Source organism: Paracoccus xiamenensis (assembly GCF_011308835.1).
GTDB classification, from domain to species: domain Bacteria; phylum Pseudomonadota; class Alphaproteobacteria; order Rhodobacterales; family Rhodobacteraceae; genus Paracoccus; species Paracoccus xiamenensis.
This window is the reverse complement of sequence record NZ_JAAOHY010000001.1, coordinates 744801-760805: the sequence shown is the minus strand read 5'-3', so window position 1 is coordinate 760805 and position 16005 is coordinate 744801. Positions and strand designations below refer to the sequence as shown.

The 16005-nt window shown below is 65.5% G+C and carries 17 protein-coding genes; 10 read left to right on the top strand and 7 right to left on the bottom strand.

Translation table 11 applies throughout. The features are described 5' to 3' along the window. Window positions 1-28: 28 nt before the first annotated feature. The 3 genes from G7044_RS03770 to pdxH form a co-directional block, all read right to left on the bottom strand. A complete protein-coding gene (locus G7044_RS03770; RefSeq protein ID WP_166326131.1) occupies window positions 29-538 on the bottom strand; it encodes a DUF192 domain-containing protein in 510 nt (169 codons plus the stop codon). Further along, entirely contained in the window at window positions 525-1076 is a 552-nt protein-coding gene (locus G7044_RS03765) for a cold-shock protein (RefSeq protein WP_166326128.1), read from the bottom strand. Before G7044_RS03765 ends, G7044_RS03770 begins: the two co-directional genes overlap by 14 nt. Window positions 1077-1266: 190 nt before the next feature. After that, window positions 1267-1911: a pyridoxamine 5'-phosphate oxidase gene (pdxH, locus tag G7044_RS03760; protein WP_166326125.1), complete on the bottom strand. Its 645-nt coding sequence runs from the start codon at window positions 1909-1911 to the stop codon at window positions 1267-1269. Between the two features lie 58 nt (window positions 1912-1969). Between pdxH and fabI the strand changes: the two genes are divergently transcribed. The 4 genes from fabI to G7044_RS03740 all read left to right on the top strand — a co-directional run bounded on the left by fabI (window position 1970) and on the right by G7044_RS03740 (window position 5228). After that, the gene (fabI, locus tag G7044_RS03755; RefSeq protein WP_166326122.1) at window positions 1970-2806 is read left to right on the top strand and encodes an enoyl-ACP reductase FabI; all 837 of its coding nucleotides are present in this window, start codon (window positions 1970-1972) and stop codon (window positions 2804-2806) included. A 40-nt stretch (window positions 2807-2846) separates the two neighbouring features. After that, the gene (locus tag G7044_RS03750; RefSeq protein WP_166326119.1) at window positions 2847-3416 is read left to right on the top strand and encodes a LysE family translocator; all 570 of its coding nucleotides are present in this window, start codon (window positions 2847-2849) and stop codon (window positions 3414-3416) included. Between the two features lie 8 nt (window positions 3417-3424). After that, window positions 3425-3931: a xanthine phosphoribosyltransferase gene (gpt, locus tag G7044_RS03745; RefSeq protein ID WP_166326116.1), complete on the top strand. Its 507-nt coding sequence runs from the start codon at window positions 3425-3427 to the stop codon at window positions 3929-3931. A 442-nt stretch (window positions 3932-4373) separates the two neighbouring features. After that, window positions 4374-5228, top strand: a complete 855-nt coding sequence (locus G7044_RS03740) for a PRC-barrel domain-containing protein (RefSeq protein ID WP_166326113.1) — start codon at window positions 4374-4376, stop codon at window positions 5226-5228. An 80-nt stretch (window positions 5229-5308) separates the two neighbouring features. Here the strand turns inward: G7044_RS03740 and trpE are convergent, their stop codons facing one another. From trpE to G7044_RS03720, 4 genes are all read right to left on the bottom strand, one after another. Next, window positions 5309-6823: an anthranilate synthase component I gene (gene trpE, locus G7044_RS03735; RefSeq protein WP_166326110.1), complete on the bottom strand. Its 1515-nt coding sequence runs from the start codon at window positions 6821-6823 to the stop codon at window positions 5309-5311. Between the two features lie 3 nt (window positions 6824-6826). Then, entirely contained in the window at window positions 6827-8740 is a 1914-nt protein-coding gene (locus G7044_RS03730; RefSeq protein WP_235931118.1) for a peptidylprolyl isomerase, read from the bottom strand. A 77-nt stretch (window positions 8741-8817) separates the two neighbouring features. Further along, complete coding sequence (locus G7044_RS03725) at window positions 8818-9993, bottom strand: aminotransferase (RefSeq protein WP_166326107.1); 1176 nt, start codon at window positions 9991-9993, stop codon at window positions 8818-8820. Further along, complete coding sequence (locus G7044_RS03720; protein ID WP_166326104.1) at window positions 9990-11090, bottom strand: hypothetical protein; 1101 nt, start codon at window positions 11088-11090, stop codon at window positions 9990-9992. Before G7044_RS03720 ends, G7044_RS03725 begins: the two co-directional genes overlap by 4 nt. Before the next feature lie 104 nt (window positions 11091-11194). Between G7044_RS03720 and G7044_RS03715 the strand changes: the two genes are divergently transcribed. From G7044_RS03715 to G7044_RS03690, 6 genes are all read left to right on the top strand, one after another. Then, window positions 11195-11785, top strand: coding sequence for an anthranilate synthase component II (locus tag G7044_RS03715; protein WP_166326101.1), 591 nt, complete (start codon window positions 11195-11197; stop codon window positions 11783-11785). Beyond that, window positions 11782-12795, top strand: a complete 1014-nt coding sequence (trpD, locus tag G7044_RS03710; protein WP_166326098.1) for an anthranilate phosphoribosyltransferase — start codon at window positions 11782-11784, stop codon at window positions 12793-12795. The genes G7044_RS03715 and trpD overlap by 4 nt, the downstream gene beginning before the upstream one ends. Beyond that, a complete protein-coding gene (locus G7044_RS03705; RefSeq protein ID WP_166326095.1) occupies window positions 12792-13430 on the top strand; it encodes a uracil-DNA glycosylase in 639 nt (212 codons plus the stop codon). Before trpD ends, G7044_RS03705 begins: the two co-directional genes overlap by 4 nt. Window positions 13431-13521: 91 nt before the next feature. After that, window positions 13522-14310, top strand: coding sequence for an indole-3-glycerol phosphate synthase TrpC (gene trpC / locus G7044_RS03700; RefSeq protein WP_166326092.1), 789 nt, complete (start codon window positions 13522-13524; stop codon window positions 14308-14310). Further along, window positions 14307-14774: a cyclic pyranopterin monophosphate synthase MoaC gene (moaC, locus tag G7044_RS03695; protein ID WP_166326089.1), complete on the top strand. Its 468-nt coding sequence runs from the start codon at window positions 14307-14309 to the stop codon at window positions 14772-14774. The genes trpC and moaC overlap by 4 nt, the downstream gene beginning before the upstream one ends. After that, window positions 14775-15950 carry a molybdopterin molybdotransferase MoeA gene (locus tag G7044_RS03690; protein ID WP_166326086.1) on the top strand — a complete coding sequence of 392 codons (1176 nt, stop codon included), beginning with the start codon at window positions 14775-14777 and terminating at the stop codon, window positions 15948-15950. Window positions 15951-16005 lie beyond the last annotated feature (55 nt).

Below are 16005 nucleotides of genomic sequence, written 5' to 3'. Positions count from 1 at the left end.
TAGCGGCTGTCGCCGCCGGGGGAAAGCCCTATCGGCAGGGGGCGGCTGCCTGTTTTTGGTCCAGACGCGGATGCGACATGGCCATGCCCACGGTCAGGCCCAACCGGGCGGCTTCGCCGCCGGCAACTTCCAGCACCATCAGCCGCTCGGGCGCGGGATCGCCGGGCGCGGCACCCGGAACCGGCGTTAGATCATGCGGCACCGCTGACGGGTGAATGTGCCGGATGACGCCCTTGGCATCCATAAAAATCATGTCCAGCGGAATCAGGGTGTTTTTCATCCAGAAGGCGGCCTCGCGCGGCTCTTCGAAGATGAACAGCATACCGGAATTTTCAGCCAGGCTGCTGCGGTTCATCAGCCCTTGCGCACGTTCGGCCGGGTCATCCGCGATCTCGACGCGAATCGCACGCTCGGCCGTAGGAAACAGCGCGATATCTTCCTGACAAGAGGGCGGCGCCGGGGATGTGGCAAAGCTGGCGGACGCGCCCGCCAACGCAACGGCAATCGCTGGCAGCAATCGCACGCTATTGCGGATCATTGTCTTCCTGCGCCGGGCCGCCCCGTTCCCAGGGTGCGATCTGCGCCGCCATAAGCCCGCGGCGGCCATCGACGACCCGCAGCGCGACGGCCTCTCCCACGCCCAGATCTGCCAGGCCGGAATGGCGCAGCACCTCGCAATGCAGGAAGACATCGCCAGACTGGCCGAACAGATTGGCAAAGCCGAAGCCCTTGGCCTTGTCGAACCATTTCACCCGCGCAGGCAGGAAAGGCAGCGTTGCCAGAACTTCCGGCGGGGTATCGGCCAGATCGCTGATCGGTGGCACCCCTTCGTTATCGGGCGGTTCGATCGACAGGATCCTGACAGCCTGCAAGCCGCGCGCAGTGGGCTGCACCAGCACGCGAATCCGTGCCCGGTCAGCGACCGACCCCTGCCCGAAATTGCGCAGGACATTCGTGTGCAGCAGAATATCCGGTCCGGTCTCGTCGCTGATAATGAAGCCAAACCCGCGCGCCGGATCGAACCATTTAATCGTTCCGCTAACCTCTATAACAACACTGTCGTCTGCTATCGCCATACCACTGCTTCATACTCTCGCCGCAAATCAAACCGGCGCATCCAGCCCCATCCAGAACTCGACTCATCGCAAAGATACTCACATATGTGCCGCATTCCGTCCCCATCAAAATACATTACTTGACGTAACGTAAAGTGGGCGCAAGCCCATACATTTCAAGCATATAAAATTTATATCAGCCTCAGGCGGATCAGGGGGACAAACGTTGCACCTTCCAGCCCGCCGAAACGACTCGCCCATCCTCGCCCGAAGCAGCCTCCCTGACCCACTGAAAACGGTCATGCAAGCGAAACGCGCCGTCACTCCAGAACTCTATTTGTACAGGGTCAATGCGGAACCCGCCCCAGAAGGGCGGCCGGGGCGGATTTGCACCCCATTTCGCACCTTGACGGGCGACAGCCAGCATCAATGCCCCGCGTGATGACAGCGGCTGGCTTTGCGCCGAGGCCCAGGCCCCGATGCGGCTTTGCAGGGCGCGACTGGCATAATAGGCATCCGCCTGAGGGCCGTCTTCGCGGGTGACCGTGCCGCGCACCCGAATCTGGCGGCGCAGTGATTTCCAATGCATCACGAAAGCGGCCTTGCCTGTCGCGGCGATCTGGCGGCCCTTGGCGCTGTCATAATTGGTGTAGAAGACGAAGGCGCCCTGCCCGTCGCCATAGGATTCGATGTCTTTCAGCAGCACCATGCGCACGTCGGGCATACCCTCGGCATCGACCGTTGCCAGCGCGATCGCATTTGCATCGTTGGGTTCGCTGGCCTCGGCTTCGGCCAGCCAGGACCGCGCTATGACGAAGGGATCTTCGCCGTCAAATCGGTCGTCCTGTGCGCTCATGCTTGATGCCCCCCGGGCTTTCGCCTAATCCTGCCCAAAAGGTAAGACGGAGAGGGGTATGTCAAGCAGCGAACGCGGGGGCCTGATGGCCGGCAAGCGCGGCCTTATCATGGGGCTGGCCAACGACAAATCCATCGCCTGGGGCATCGCCAAGCAACTGTCCGATCAGGGCGCCGAGCTTGCGCTGTCCTATCAGGGCGAGGCGATGAAGAAACGGGCAGAGCCACTGGCCCAGGCACTGGGCAGCAATCTGCTGTTCGATTGCGATGTCTCGGATGAGGAATCCGTCAAGTCGATGTTCGACGCGATCAGCGCCGAATGGGGCCAGATGGACTTTCTGGTCCATGCCATCGGTTATTCCGACAAGGAACAGCTGCGCGGTCGCTATGTCGACACGACGCGCGACAATTTCCTGAAAACGATGGATATTTCTGTCTTTTCCTTCACCATGGTGGCGCGCTACGCCGCCGCCATGATGCCTGCGGGCGGCAGCATGGTCACGCTGACCTATTACGGCGCCGAACGGGTCATGCCGCATTACAACGTCATGGGCGTCGCGAAATCTGCGCTTGAGGCCTCGGTTCGTTACATGGCCGAGGATCTGGGCAAGGATGGCATCCGCGTCAACGGCATCTCGGCCGGGCCAATCAAGACGCTGGCGGCCTCTGGCATCGGCGATTTCCGTTATATCCTGAAATGGAACGAGCTGAACTCGCCCCTGCGCCGCAACGTGACGCAGGACGAGGTGGGCAAATCGGCCCTGTATCTGCTTTCCGATCTTGGCAGCGGCGTCACGGGCGAAACCCATCACGTTGACGCCGGCTATCACGTCGTCGGCATGAAGGCGGTGGACGCGCCGGATATCGACGTGGTTTCGGGCCGCAAGGACGGCTGAGCTGTCAGGCATCGAACCTTACCTGGCCCTGATCGGCGCAATGACCCTGGCGATCCTGTCGCCGGGGCCCGCGATCATTGCCGCCATTCAGACCGCCTTTTCGCGCGGGCGCGAAGTCGCCCTGCCCTTCGGCATGGGGCTGGCCTTCGGTGCCTCGCTTTGGGGGCTGATCGCGCTTGCCGGGCTGGCGGTGGTATTTCAGACCCATCCCGAAGTTTACCGGACGGTGAAGGTTTTCGGCGGCCTTTACCTGCTGTGGATGTCCTGGGGGCTGTGGCGCGCCGCGACCGAGCCGCTGCCCGAGGCAGCCGAGAAGCGTTTCGGGCGTGGCTTTCTGGGCGGCATGCTGCTGAACCTGTCCAACCCGAAGCCGGCGCTTTTCTATGCGTCGCTGTTGTTGTCGCTGTTTCCGGGGCCGCTGAGTCTGGCGAAACAGGCCTCGATCTATCTGACAGCGCTGTCGACCGAGGTTTTCTGGTATGCTGTCGTGGCCATAGGGATGTCGACAGCCGCCATGCGCCGACGCTATTTTGACGCAAAGTTCTGGATTGACCGGGCGGCCGCAGTCGCACTATTCGCGCTCGGCATCCTGCTGATCGTCAAAAGCTGAGAGGGAATATGACCGACGCCGACCGTTTGCCCCACGAAAAAGGGTTTCATGTTAGCTGGGACCAGCTGCACCGCGACGCGCGCGCGCTTGCCTGGCGCATGGACGGGACCGAATGGCGCGCGGTGGTCGCCGTTACCCGCGGCGGCATGGTGCCGGCGATGATCGTCGCGCGCGAACTGGACATCCGCACCATCGACACGATTTCGGTCAAATCCTACAAGGGCGTCGGGGCCGAGGCCGGGCAAAGCGAGCTGCAGGTCCTGAAGCAACCCGATCCCGCGCTGATGGGTGATGGCGAGGGCATTCTGGTCGTCGACGATCTGGTCGATTCGGGCCGCACGCTGGAACTGATCCGCGAGATGTATCCCAAGGCCCATTTCGCCACCGTCTATGCCAAGCCCAAAGGTAAGCCGATGGTGCAGTCCTATGTGACCGAGGTCAGCCAGGACACCTGGATCTTCTTCCCCTGGGACATGGCGCTGCAATACGTCCGCCCCTATCGCGGCGAAGACTGACCCGGCACCCGCCGCATTGCCTTGCACCTTCGACGCCGCCCTGATGGGCGGCGTTGGCTTTTGGGGTCGATTGCAACCTCATCGCAATATTCCCGTGCTCCTGCGCGCGACCTCGCAGCGCGATCTTGTCGTTGGCCATCATGTCCCCGGACGTCACGGCCCTTGTCGGCACCGGCGGTCAGGCCCGCAGAAAACGGCCAACACTGGCGAAGACTTGCCAGAAAATCGACCCATTCGGCCCAACGACACGGCAGGAAGTCACCGCAAAAGACCTTTTAACCGATTGGCTTAGAATATTTTACCTCCACAAGGGACGGGCTCTCAGGATGCTCACGTTTCCGCCAACAAAAATCAATCTGCGGAACCAGAATCGCGGCTTGGGGATTGGATGGGTGATGCGGGTGCCGACCGGTACTCGTGAGATGATTGAGGAGATGATCATATGCGCAACATTCTTCTGACCACTGCCCTGGTGCTTCCGCTGACGGGCATGGCCTTCGCGCAAACGGCCACCACCACGCCGGAAACCGCCGCCGAAGCGACCGCCGACAGCGCTGCAGAAGCCGCTGATACCTCGGCTGAGGCTGCAACCGACGCCGCCAACGAAGCTGCCGATGCTGCTGCAACCGCGGCGGATAACGCGGCCGAGGCTGCTGGCGACGCGGCCGATGCCGCCGCTGATGCGACGACCGCTGAACCGATGCCAGCAGGCGATCCGGCAGCTACCACCAGCGAGATGGAAACCGATGCTGACGCCGCTGCTGTCGACGCCACCGAGTCCGCCGAAGCGGCAGAGGAAGCGGCGCTCGAGGCCGAGATGGCCAGCAGCGACAAGATTGCCCGTGAACAGGCCGGCAACGAGCTGCGCGTGGACTGGGTGACTGGCGCGAATGTCACCTCGCCCGACGGCACTGCCGTTGGTCAGGTCCGTGACATCATCGTCGACGCGGAAAGCGGTCAGATGATCGCCGCGATCATCGGTGTGGGCGGCTTCCTGGGCATCGGTGAAAAGCAGATCGCCGTGCCGTGGGAACAGCTGACCATCAACTATGATGCTCAGGAAATCACCACCGAGCTGACCCAGGACGAGGCAAACGCCGCCCCGGAATACGTCTTCCGCGAACGTGAGGCTGCCCCGGCAGCGGCGCCGGCTGACCCGGCAGCAGCGGGCGACCCCGCCGCGATGCCGGCTGACCCGGCCGCGCCCGCCGATCCGGCCGCGATGCCGGCTGACCCGGCAGCACCGGCTGATCCGGCAGCACCGGCTGATCCGGCGGCCCCCGCACCGGCCAACTGATCGGCGCAGCATACCAAAGCGAAAGGGCGGCCAAACGGCCGCCCTTTTTCCTTTGCCACTGAAGGCCGGGCAGTCTTTCTTTAGCCGTTGTTGCGGACGAAGCGCGTGGCGCTCTCGGCGGCGCGGATCAGTGCGCGCGACTTGTTCACGGTTTCCTGATACTCGCCCTCGGGGTCGCTGTCGTAGACGACGCCGCCCCCGGCCTGCACGTAAAGCTGACCGTCCTTGATGACGCCGGTGCGCAGCGCGATGCACATGTCCATCTCGCCATTGGCGGCGAAATAGCCGACAGCCCCGCCATAGACGCCGCGCTTTTCAGGCTCCAGTTCGTCGATGATCTCCATCGCGCGGACCTTCGGCGCGCCGGAAACAGTGCCTGCGGGCAGGCCCGCCAGCAGCGCCGACAGCGCATCTTCGCCTTCGCGCAGCTCACCCACCACGTTCGAAACGATATGCATGACGTGGCTGTAGCGTTCGATCACGAATTTCTCGGTCGGGTGAACGGTGCCGATTTTAGCCACCCGTCCGACATCGTTGCGGCCCAGGTCCAGCAGCATAAGATGTTCCGCCAGTTCCTTCTGATCAGCCAGCAGATCGGCCTCCAGCGCCCTGTCCTCGGCCTCATTCGCGCCACGCGGGCGGGTGCCGGCGATGGGTCGGATGGTGACCTCGCCTTCGCGCAGGCGCACCAGAATTTCGGGGCTGGCGCCAACGATCTGAAAGCCGCCTTCCTGCGGCGCGAGATTCAGATAGAACATGAAGGGCGACGGATTGGTGCGCCGCAGGCTGCGATACAGGGCGAAGGGCGGCAGCGGGAAGTCGATCGCCCAACGCTGCGCCGGCACCACCTGGAAGATGTCGCCAGCGCGGATATAATCCTTCGCCTTCTCGACCGCGTCCTTATAGCCCTGATGAGTGAAGTTCGACCGGGGCGCACCGATTTCGTGCGAACGTCCCATCTCGCGCGGCTCATGCGGCATCCGGTCAAGGCTGCGCAACGCCTCGGACAGGCGTTCGGCGGCCTGGGCATAGGCGGCGCGCGCAGGCATCGCCGGATCATGCCAGACCGGTGCGCACAGCGTCACCTCGCCCTTGACGCCGTCCAGCACCGCCACGACCGAGGGCCGGGTCAGCATCGCATCGGGCACGCCGATCGGGTCCGGGTTCACATTCGGCAGGTTCTCGACCAGCCGGATCATGTCATAACCCAGATAGCCGAACAGCCCCGCCGCCGCCGCCGGCACACCCTCCGGCATGTCGATGCGGGCTTCCGCGATAAGCGCGCGCAGGCTTTCCAGCGCCGGGCGCTGATCCTCGGTGAAGGCGTCGGAATAGCGCGCCTCGCGGTTGATGCGGGCGCGGCCGGCGCGGCATTCCCAGATCAGATCCGGCTTCATGCCGATGATCGAATAACGGCCGCGCACCTCGCCGCCCGTGACGCTTTCCAGCACAAAGCTGTTGGGCGCGGCCTCGGCCAGTTTCAGCATCAGGCTGACCGGCGTGTCCAGATCGGCGGCCAGTCGCGTGGTCAACAACTGGTTGCGGCCTTGTTCCCAGCCAGTGGAAAACGCCGCGAAATCAGGGCTGATCTGCATTCATCACATCCGCGATTCGATTGCGGCGATCCCCGCCGCGTTCAGCGTGACACCATTCTGTGCCTGCACCGCGCGCGAGTAATAGTCGAACAGATCCTGTTGCAGCGACTGCCCCATCCGGGCGCTGGTATTGTCCAGAATCTCGCGCGCGATCTCGGTCGAGAGGTCCGCGGCTTCGATCCGGTCAATCCGGACAAGCGCGACACGCTTGCCGTCATCGACGATCTCGGTCTCACCATCAGCCAGCTTGAAGGCTTCCTCGATCATCTGCGGCGGGGCGGTTTCCAGATAGCCGTCGCGCATCAGGCCGATTTCCTGCGTCCAGGCCGTGGATTCGGGCTGCGCGGCAGGTTCGACCTCGGCGGTGGCTGCACCTTCTGCGGGCGTGTCGACCAAAGGCATCGGCGGGATCGTTTCCGATACCGCTTGCAGTTTGCGCTCCTCGGCAAGCGCGACAAGCTGGCGATGGGCTTCGCCCTCGGCCCAGTCGGCAGCGACTTTTTCGCGGACCTCATCGAAGGGGATCAGAGTCGGCGCTACGACTTCATCAAGGCGCAGCGCGAAGACGCCACCATCCTCCAATTCGACCAGTTCGGGGAAGTCACGATCGGTCACCGCCGCCGCATATTCGCGGAAGGTCGGATAGCCGCCGATCTCGCCGGGTGCGGCTTCCAGCGTCGCGCTCCAGTCGATCTGGCCCAGTTCGGCACCAGTTTCTTCGGCCACCTGTTCCAATGTCGCGCCACCAGCCAGCAGATCCTCGATGGCGGGGGTCTGGTCGGCGATCAGGCGTCGGGCGCGGTCGGCGGCGGCTTCGGCGCGCAGATCCGGCAACGCTTCCTCATAGGTGACATTGACCGGATCGAGGATGGCATTGACCGCATAAAGCGCAGGGCCCAGTTCGGTGTCGACCGGGCCGACCACGCCGTTATCCTCAGCCGCAAAAACCGTGGTGCCGGCAGCGGCCAGTTCTTCCTCAGTCATCTCCCCAAGGTCGGTATCGGCCAGCGTCAGCCCGCGCTCGATCGCCAGCTGTTCGAAATTCGCTTCGCCCGCATCCAGCCGGGCCTTGGCAGCAGCAGCCGCATCGGCGCTTTCAAAGACCAGACGACCGACCAGACGGCGGGCGGGCTGGATATAGTCAGCGGCCTTGGACTCGTACAGATCGCGCAGCGCGGTCTCGTCCAGCTCGACGGTATCGGCCAGCATTTCCGGAGTCATCCAGGCATAGGTGATCTTGCGGATTTCCGGCGCCGTGAAGCGGTCAGCGTTGGCCTGATGCCAGGCGGTCAGGATCTCATCATTGGCGGGGTCGACCGGTGCGGCAAGGTCGGATTCTGTCAGTTCGATCCACGAGATGTCGCGCTTCTCCAGCCGCCAATTGGCGGTCTGTTCGGCCTGCGCGCTGGGTGCGGCGACGCCTGAGACGACCGCCGCCTGAAGAATGGTCCGCGCCAGATCGCTGCGTACATCACGTTCGAAACGCTCCTCGGTCAGGCCCTGCCGGCGCAGGGTCTCGGTGTAAGCGGCGCGGTCGAAGCCACCCGGCCCCTGAAATGCGGGCGCGGTGGTGATGGCATCGGCCACGGCGCGGTCACCGACCGAGACGCCGGCCAGCCGGGCTTCCTCTGCCAGCGCGGCCGAGTTGAACAGCTGCGCCTGCACCGCCTGGGTCAGCCCCATCGCGCGGGCCTGTTCCATGGTGATCCGCTGGCCGGACTGGCGGCTGATATTGTCGATCTCGCCCTGCAGCGCGCGCCCATAGGTCTGGGCGTCGATTTCGGTTTCACCCACGGCCCCGATTTCCGAGCTGCCGCCGGTAAAGCTGGTGACGCCGAACCCGCCAAGCCCCAGCAGAAGCAACCCCATCAAGATCCAGACAATCGTGGATTTGCCCTTGGTGCGCAGGCTGCTCATGCGTCGTATCCTTTATGTTGCTGGCAGGGTTTTAGGGCGGCAGATCGTTCGCTTCAAGGGTGGGTCCGGCTTCCAGTTCAGGGCTTGGGACGAAAACCCGCCAGCCGCGCCGCCATGGCGGCGATGCCCTGGGCGTCGGCATTGGCATAGGCGATGCGCAGATGGCCCTGCCCTTGCCCATCGGGCATGAACATGGTGCCGGGCAGCATCAGAATGCCAGCCTGCTGCACCAGCTGTTGCGCCAGCTGGTCCGAGGGCATGTCGAACGGATGGGCGACCCAGGCGAAATACGCCCCGGCCGAGACGACCTGCCAGCCCGGCACGCCTTCCATCGCGGCAATCATGTCAGCACGCCGCGACAGGATCTCGGCGCGCTCGCCAGCCAACCAGTCGCCCATCTCGCGCAGGCCATATTCGGCACCGATCTGCCCGATCTGGCTGGTCGAGATCGCCACGGTGTCCAGAAACTTCTCTACCTCGGCCAGACGTGCGGGGCCGGTCAGGATGGCGCCGACCCGATGGCCCGTCAGCCGGAAGACCTTTGAAAAACTGTACAGCTGGATCAGGACCTCATCGGCCTCAGGCCGGGCGCGCAGGTCATGCGGCGCGCCCTCGCGGCTGTCGAAATCGCGATAGGTCTCGTCCACGATCAGCGCGAGGCCCCGCGCGCGGGCGAGTTCATAAAACGCCGAAAGCGTCGCCGCCGGGTATTCCGCGCCGGTCGGATTATTCGGGCTGACCAGCACAATGGCGCGGGTCTTGTCCGTGATCAGCGCGGCCGCATCCTCGGCGCGCGGCACCATGTCCGGCCCGCAGCTCAGCGGCACCGTGCGAATGCCCTGCATGTCCAGCCACATCTTGTGATTGAAATACCACGGCACCGGAATGATGACCTCATCCCCCGCGCCCGCCAGCGTGGCAATGGCCGCGCAAAAGGCCTGGTTGCAGCCTTGGGTGATCGCGACATGGTCCGGGCTGACCGGGGCGTCATAGAAACGCGACCAGCTTGCGGCCAGCGTCGCGCGCAGATCGGCATTGCCCAACACGGGGCCGTAAAGATGCGCCTCGGCCCGGTTCAGCGCGGCATCGGCCATGACCCGGCGCAGCACTTCGGGCGGCGGATCGACGGGGGCCGCCTGGCTGACATTGATCAGCGGACGCTCTGGCGGGAAGCTGGCACCCGCCAGCCAGCGGCGCGCCTCCATCACCGGGGGGGCGAAAGTGGCGGCAAGTGCGGGGTTCACTGGGGTCATGGCAGACTCGGGATGGAAAGCGACGGAAGGCTGAGATCGGGGGCCGGACGCGTGCCGGGGGAGGTGACAGCAGCGGGTGCCGCCGGTTCGGGCGCGGTCGCGGAAGGCTGATCCTCGGGGCGCGGCTCGGTGGCGGCAATCAATGGCTCCTCGGCCTGTTCGACAGCCGGATCGGCTGCGGCTTCCGGCGGCGGGGGCACGGACTCGCGGCTGGGATCGGGCGTTTCCAGCACCGGAGGCGCGGATCGCGCGGGCTCAATCGCGGTGATCGCGGCGGGGGCCGAGGTTTCGGGCTCGACCGCAGGCTCGCTGCGCTGTGCGGCGTCGGCCTGGGTGGCCGGCAAGGCTGCGCTTGCGGTCTCGGGCGCGGCGGCCTCGGGCATCGCTGGCGCGTCGGGGCGCGGCGCAGCGGCAGTTTCAGGCGCGGTATCGGTGCCGGGCAAGGCCGCCGCCGTCTCGGGGGGCAAAGGCGTGGGTGCCGTGCGCGAGGCGACCGCCGGCCCCGCATCCTGACCGGGATCGCTGATCCGGCCGGGGCTGGGCGCGGTGACCGGCGCATCAGCGGTGAATGCGGGCGCCGCAAGCGCGGGCTGGGGCTCCTCGGCAGGGCGCGGAGCCTCGCCGAGTTCGGGCGCATCGGGCCGCCCGGCCGGCACGGTCGCAGGCGCGGGGTTCGGCTCGGTCGCGGGGGCGGTAACGATGGGCGCCTCTGCCAGCGTCGGCGTGCCGGGGGCCGCAGCGCCGCCCGGAACGATCGGCGGCAGGTCATCCGCGCGGGCAAATTCCGATCCCGGCGGCGGCGCGATCTCGGGCGCTGGCGCCAGCGGCGTGGCGGCTGGTTCGGCAACCCCTGCGGGCGCTGTTGTTTCGGCACTGGTCGGCGTTTCCGGGCTGATCGCTGCCACCGCTTCGTCAATCGTGGTGGGAACCGAGGTGACCGCAGGTTCGTCCGTCGCGGTCGCCGGCGCGGGTGGTTCGGGCGCCTGCAATGCCGGCATTTCCGGCAGCGGCAAGGCAAGCGACAATGCCGCCAAAGCCGCCGCCCCGATCAGCCCGCCATGCAGCGCACCCCGCCCGAATCCGTCCGCCGTTGCCATTTCCGCCCCATTTCGTGACGCGCGACGGCTTGCCCCGCCCCGCCATTTGGCACATCTATAAGACCTGATCCCGCCGGGTTCACCCCAAATTGCGACGGACTGACATGATCCTGCTTATCGACAACTACGACAGCTTCACCTGGAACCTCGTTCATTACCTTGGCGAAGAAGGTGCAAATGTCGAAGTCTGGCGCAACGATGCCCTGACGGTCGAGCAGGCGCTGGCGATGCGCCCTGACGGGATCGTGATCTCTCCCGGTCCCTGCGATCCGGCGCAGGCGGGCATCTGTGTGCCGCTGATCCGCGCCGTGGCCGAACGCGGTGACATCCCGCTGTTCGGCGTCTGCCTGGGCCATCAATCCATCGGTGAGGCATTCGGCGGACGCATCACCCGCGCCGACCGCATTCTGCACGGTAAGGTGGACGAGATGCTCCACGACGGTACCGGCGTTTTCACCGGCCTGCCCTCGCCGCTGAAGGCCACGCGCTATCATTCGCTGACCATCGCGCCCGACAGCCTGCCCAACGCGCTGCGCGTGACGGCACGGGCCGGTGATGGCACCATCATGGGCGTCATCCACAACGACCTGCCCATCGAAGGCGTGCAGTTCCACCCCGAATCCATCGCCTCGGAACACGGCCACGCCATGATCCGCACCTTCCTCGACCGCTGCCGAAAGCCAGAGCTCGCATGACCGTTGATATCCGCCCGCTGATCGGGCTTGCCGCCGAACGCCCGCTGACCTCGGACGAGGCCGCCGGCGCCTTCGCCGCCCTGTTCGAAGGCGCAGCCACCCCCGCCCAGATCGGCGGGTTGCTGATGGCGATGCGGGTGCGCGGCGAAACCGTGGACGAGATGGCCGCCGCAACCAGCGCCATGCGCCAGCGCATGAACCGCATCACCGCCCCCGATGGCGCGGTCGACATCGTCGGCACCGGCGGCGACGGGCGCAAGACGCTGAACATCTCGACCGCAGCGGCGCTGGTGGTGGCCGGCGCGGGCGTGCCCGTCGCCAAGCATGGCAACAAGGCGCTGTCGTCCAAATCCGGCTCTGCCGATGCACTGACCGAACTCGGCATCAACATCATGGCCGCGCCCGAACAGTCGCAGAAGGCGCTGAACCAGATCGGCCTTTGCTTCATGATGGCGCCGGTTCACCACCCCGCCATGCGCCATGTCGGGGCACCGCGGGCCGAACTTGGCACCCGCACCATCTTCAACCTGCTGGGACCGATGACCAATCCCGGCGGGGTGACACGCCAGCTGACCGGCACCTTCGACGCCGCCTGGTGCCGCCCCATGGCCGAAACCCTGCGAGAGCTTGGATCGACCCATGTCTGGCTGATCCACGGCAGCGACGGCACCGACGAGCTGGCGATTTCCGGTGACAGTTTCGTGGTCGAAATGAAGGATGGCCAGATCCACGAATTCACCATCACCCCCGAAGATGCAGGCCTTCCGCGCCATGATTTCGACCAGATCGTCGGCGGAGACGCCGCCCATAATGCGGCGGCCGCGCGGGCAATCCTTGACGGGGCGAAAAATGCCTATCGCGATGCGGTAATCCTGAACGCAGCCGCTGCGCTGCTGGTCGCGGGCCGCGCGGAAGATCTGCGCGAGGGCGCGGCGCTGGCAGCGCAAAGCATCGATTCGGGTGCTGCAAAGGCCAAGCTGGCGGCACTGGCAGCCATCGTGCCGCTGTGACCCCGCCCGGCCCCTGGGCGCATCTGCCGTTCTTCCGCGACAGCTGGCCCGCCATTCAGGCCAGGCTGACCGGCACCGATTTCCTGCCCGGCCCCGGCGCGATCTTCCGCGCCTTGCAGATTCTGCCGCCCGAAGCGGTGCGCGTGGTCATCCTCGGCCAGGATCCCTATCCGACGCCGGGTCATGCGGACGGGCTGGCCTTTTCGGTCACCGAACCCACCCCTCTGCCCCGATCTCTTTCCAACATTTTCAAGGAAATGGACGACGATCTTCAAGTGCGCCCGGCGCATGGCGACCTGTCCCATTGGGCGCGGCAAGGCGTGCTGTTGCTGAATACCTCGCTTTCCGTCCCGCCCGGCTCGGCGGGGGCGCATGGCCGCTGGGGCTGGGACCGGCTGGCCCGCCAAGCCGTGGCCGAGGCGCAGCGACACGGCCCGCTGGCCTTCATCCTCTGGGGCAATCACGCGCAGAAGGCGATTTCCGATCTGCCGCGCGCCGAGGATCTGGTGATCGCCAGCGCGCATCCCTCGCCCCTGTCGGCACGGCGCGGCTTTTTCGGCTCACGCCCTTTTTCGCGGGTGAATGCCTGGCTCGCGGCCCGCGGGAAGCCGCAGATCGACTGGGCCACGTCCTAGCGCGCCCGACCCTGCAACCGACTGCCGGCAGCGCGCGACATTCCGCACCGCGGGGCTTTTCGCGCCGCGCGTCAAGGCTTATGGTCGCGCCATGGATATTCTCGACAAGATCAAGAGCTACAAGCTCGACGAAATCACGGCCGCCAAGATCGCCCGGCCCTTGGCCACGGTCGAGGCTGCCGCCCGCGCCACCAGCGCCCCGCGCGGCTTTGCCGATGCGCTGACCGCAAAGGCCGCCGGCGGCTATGGACTGATCGCCGAAATCAAGAAAGCAAGCCCTTCCAAGGGATTGATTCGACCGGATTTTGATCCGCCGGCGCTGGCGCGTGCCTATCAGGCGGGCGGTGCGGCCTGCCTGTCCATCCTGACCGACACGCCTTCGTTTCAAGGCGCGCCGGAATTTCTGACCGCTGCCCGCGACGCTGTGGACCTGCCAGTCCTGCGCAAGGATTTCCTTTACGACACCTATCAGGTGGCCGAGGCGCGCAGCTGGGGTGCCGACGCCATCCTGATCATCATGGCCTCGGTCGAGGACACGCTCGCCGCCGAGCTGGAAGACGCCGCCCGCCATTGGGGCATGGACGCGCTGATCGAAGTGCATGATCGCGCCGAACTGGATCGCGCGCTGCGCCTGAAATCGCCCCTGATCGGTATAAACAACCGTAATCTCAAGACCTTTGAGCTGGATCTTCGCGTGACCGAAGAACTGTCACCGCACATCCCCGCCGATCGTGATCTGGTCTGCGAAAGCGGGCTGTTCACCACCGCCGATCTCGACCGGATGGCGCGTGTCGGCGCTCGCCGCTTCCTGATCGGCGAAAGCCTGATGCGCCAACCCGATGTAGCCACCGCCACCCGCAGCTTGCTGGGTGCTGCATGAGCTTGACGCATTTTGACAAGCAAGGTCAGGCGCATATGGTCGATGTCTCGACCAAGCCGGTGACGGATAGGGAGGCGGTTGCCGAGGGCATGGTTATCATGCAGCCGGAAACCCTCGCCCTGGCACAAGGCGGCGCGGCCAAGGGCGACGTGCTGGGTGTGGCACGACTGGCGGGGATCATGGGGGCGAAACGCACCTCGGACCTGATCCCGTTGTGCCACCCGCTGCCAATCACCAAGGTGGCGCTGGAACTCACCCCTGATCCCGACCTTCCCGGCATCCGCGTAACGGCAACCGTGCGCACCTCTGGCCAGACCGGGGTCGAGATGGAGGCCCTGACCGCCGTCTCAACCGCCTGCCTGACCATCTATGACATGCTTAAGGCGGCCGAAAAGGGCATGCGCATCGAAGGCATTCGCCTTCGTCGCAAGACAGGCGGAAAATCAGGTACTTACGAGGCATAGATGATTACGGTTGACGAGGCGCTGCAAAAGGTTCTGGCGCTTGCCGGCCCGGTTCAAAGCGAGGAAATCGCCCTTGCCGACGGTTTCGGCCGGGTGCTGGCGAAGCCGGTCAGCGCGCGCCTGACCCAGCCGCCATTCGACGCGGCGGCCATGGATGGCTATGCCATACGCCAAGCGGATCAGAAGCGCTCATTGCGGGTCATCGGTGAATCCGCCGCCGGCAGGCCATGGGACGGCACTGCCCAGCCCGGCACCGCGATCCGCATCTTTACCGGCGCCGCCGTACCAGCCGGATATGACCGCGTGGTAATGCAGGAACATGTCAGCCGGGATGGCGACGAAATTCGCGTCACGACCGCTCAGCAACACGACAACATTCGTCCGCAAGGCAATGATTTTCATGAAGGATTAACATTCGACCCGTGCCGCCGCCTGACTGCCCGTGATCTGGGGCTGATCGCGGCGATGAATGTGCCGCATCTGACCGTCCCGCGCCGCCCGCGCGTCGCCATCCTGCCCGGCGGCGATGAACTGGTGCCCCCCGGCACCACGCCCGGTCCGGGGCAGATCGTCAGCTCAAACGACCTTGCCATTGCCGCGATTGCGCGCCGCGCCGGGGCCGATGTCACCCTGTTGCCCATCGCGGCAGATACCGAAGCCAGCCTGCGCGACAGCCTGAACCGCGCCGCCGATGCCGATCTGATCGTCACCATCGGCGGCGCCTCGGTCGGCGATCACGATCTGATCGGCAAGGTCACCGAGGGCGTGGGGATCGAGCGCGCCTTTTACAAGATCGCAATGCGCCCCGGCAAGCCGCTGATCGCCGGGCGTATCGGCCATTCTGCAATGATCGGACTGCCAGGAAATCCCGTTTCATCAATAGTCTGCGCGGAATTATTCATTCGCCCACTGTTGCATGCGATGCAAGGACTGCCGCCCGAAGAACGTGTCCGCCTTGGCCGCCTGACCGCACCGCTGGGGCCCGAGGGCGACCGGCAGCACTATTTGCGCGCCACATTGGCCGAGGCCGACGGATACCCGCAACTGACGCCGCTGGCCGATCAGGATTCGGCACGGCTGGGGCTGCTGGCACAGGCCGATGCGTTGTTGGTCCGCCCCGCTGGGGATCCCCCCCGCGAGGCTGGCGACACGGTCGCGTTCATCGCGTTGGATTGACGGGCAGCCCGCCCCGGCCGCGCGTCATCTGGCGGCTCCGTAAGGCCTGCGCGAT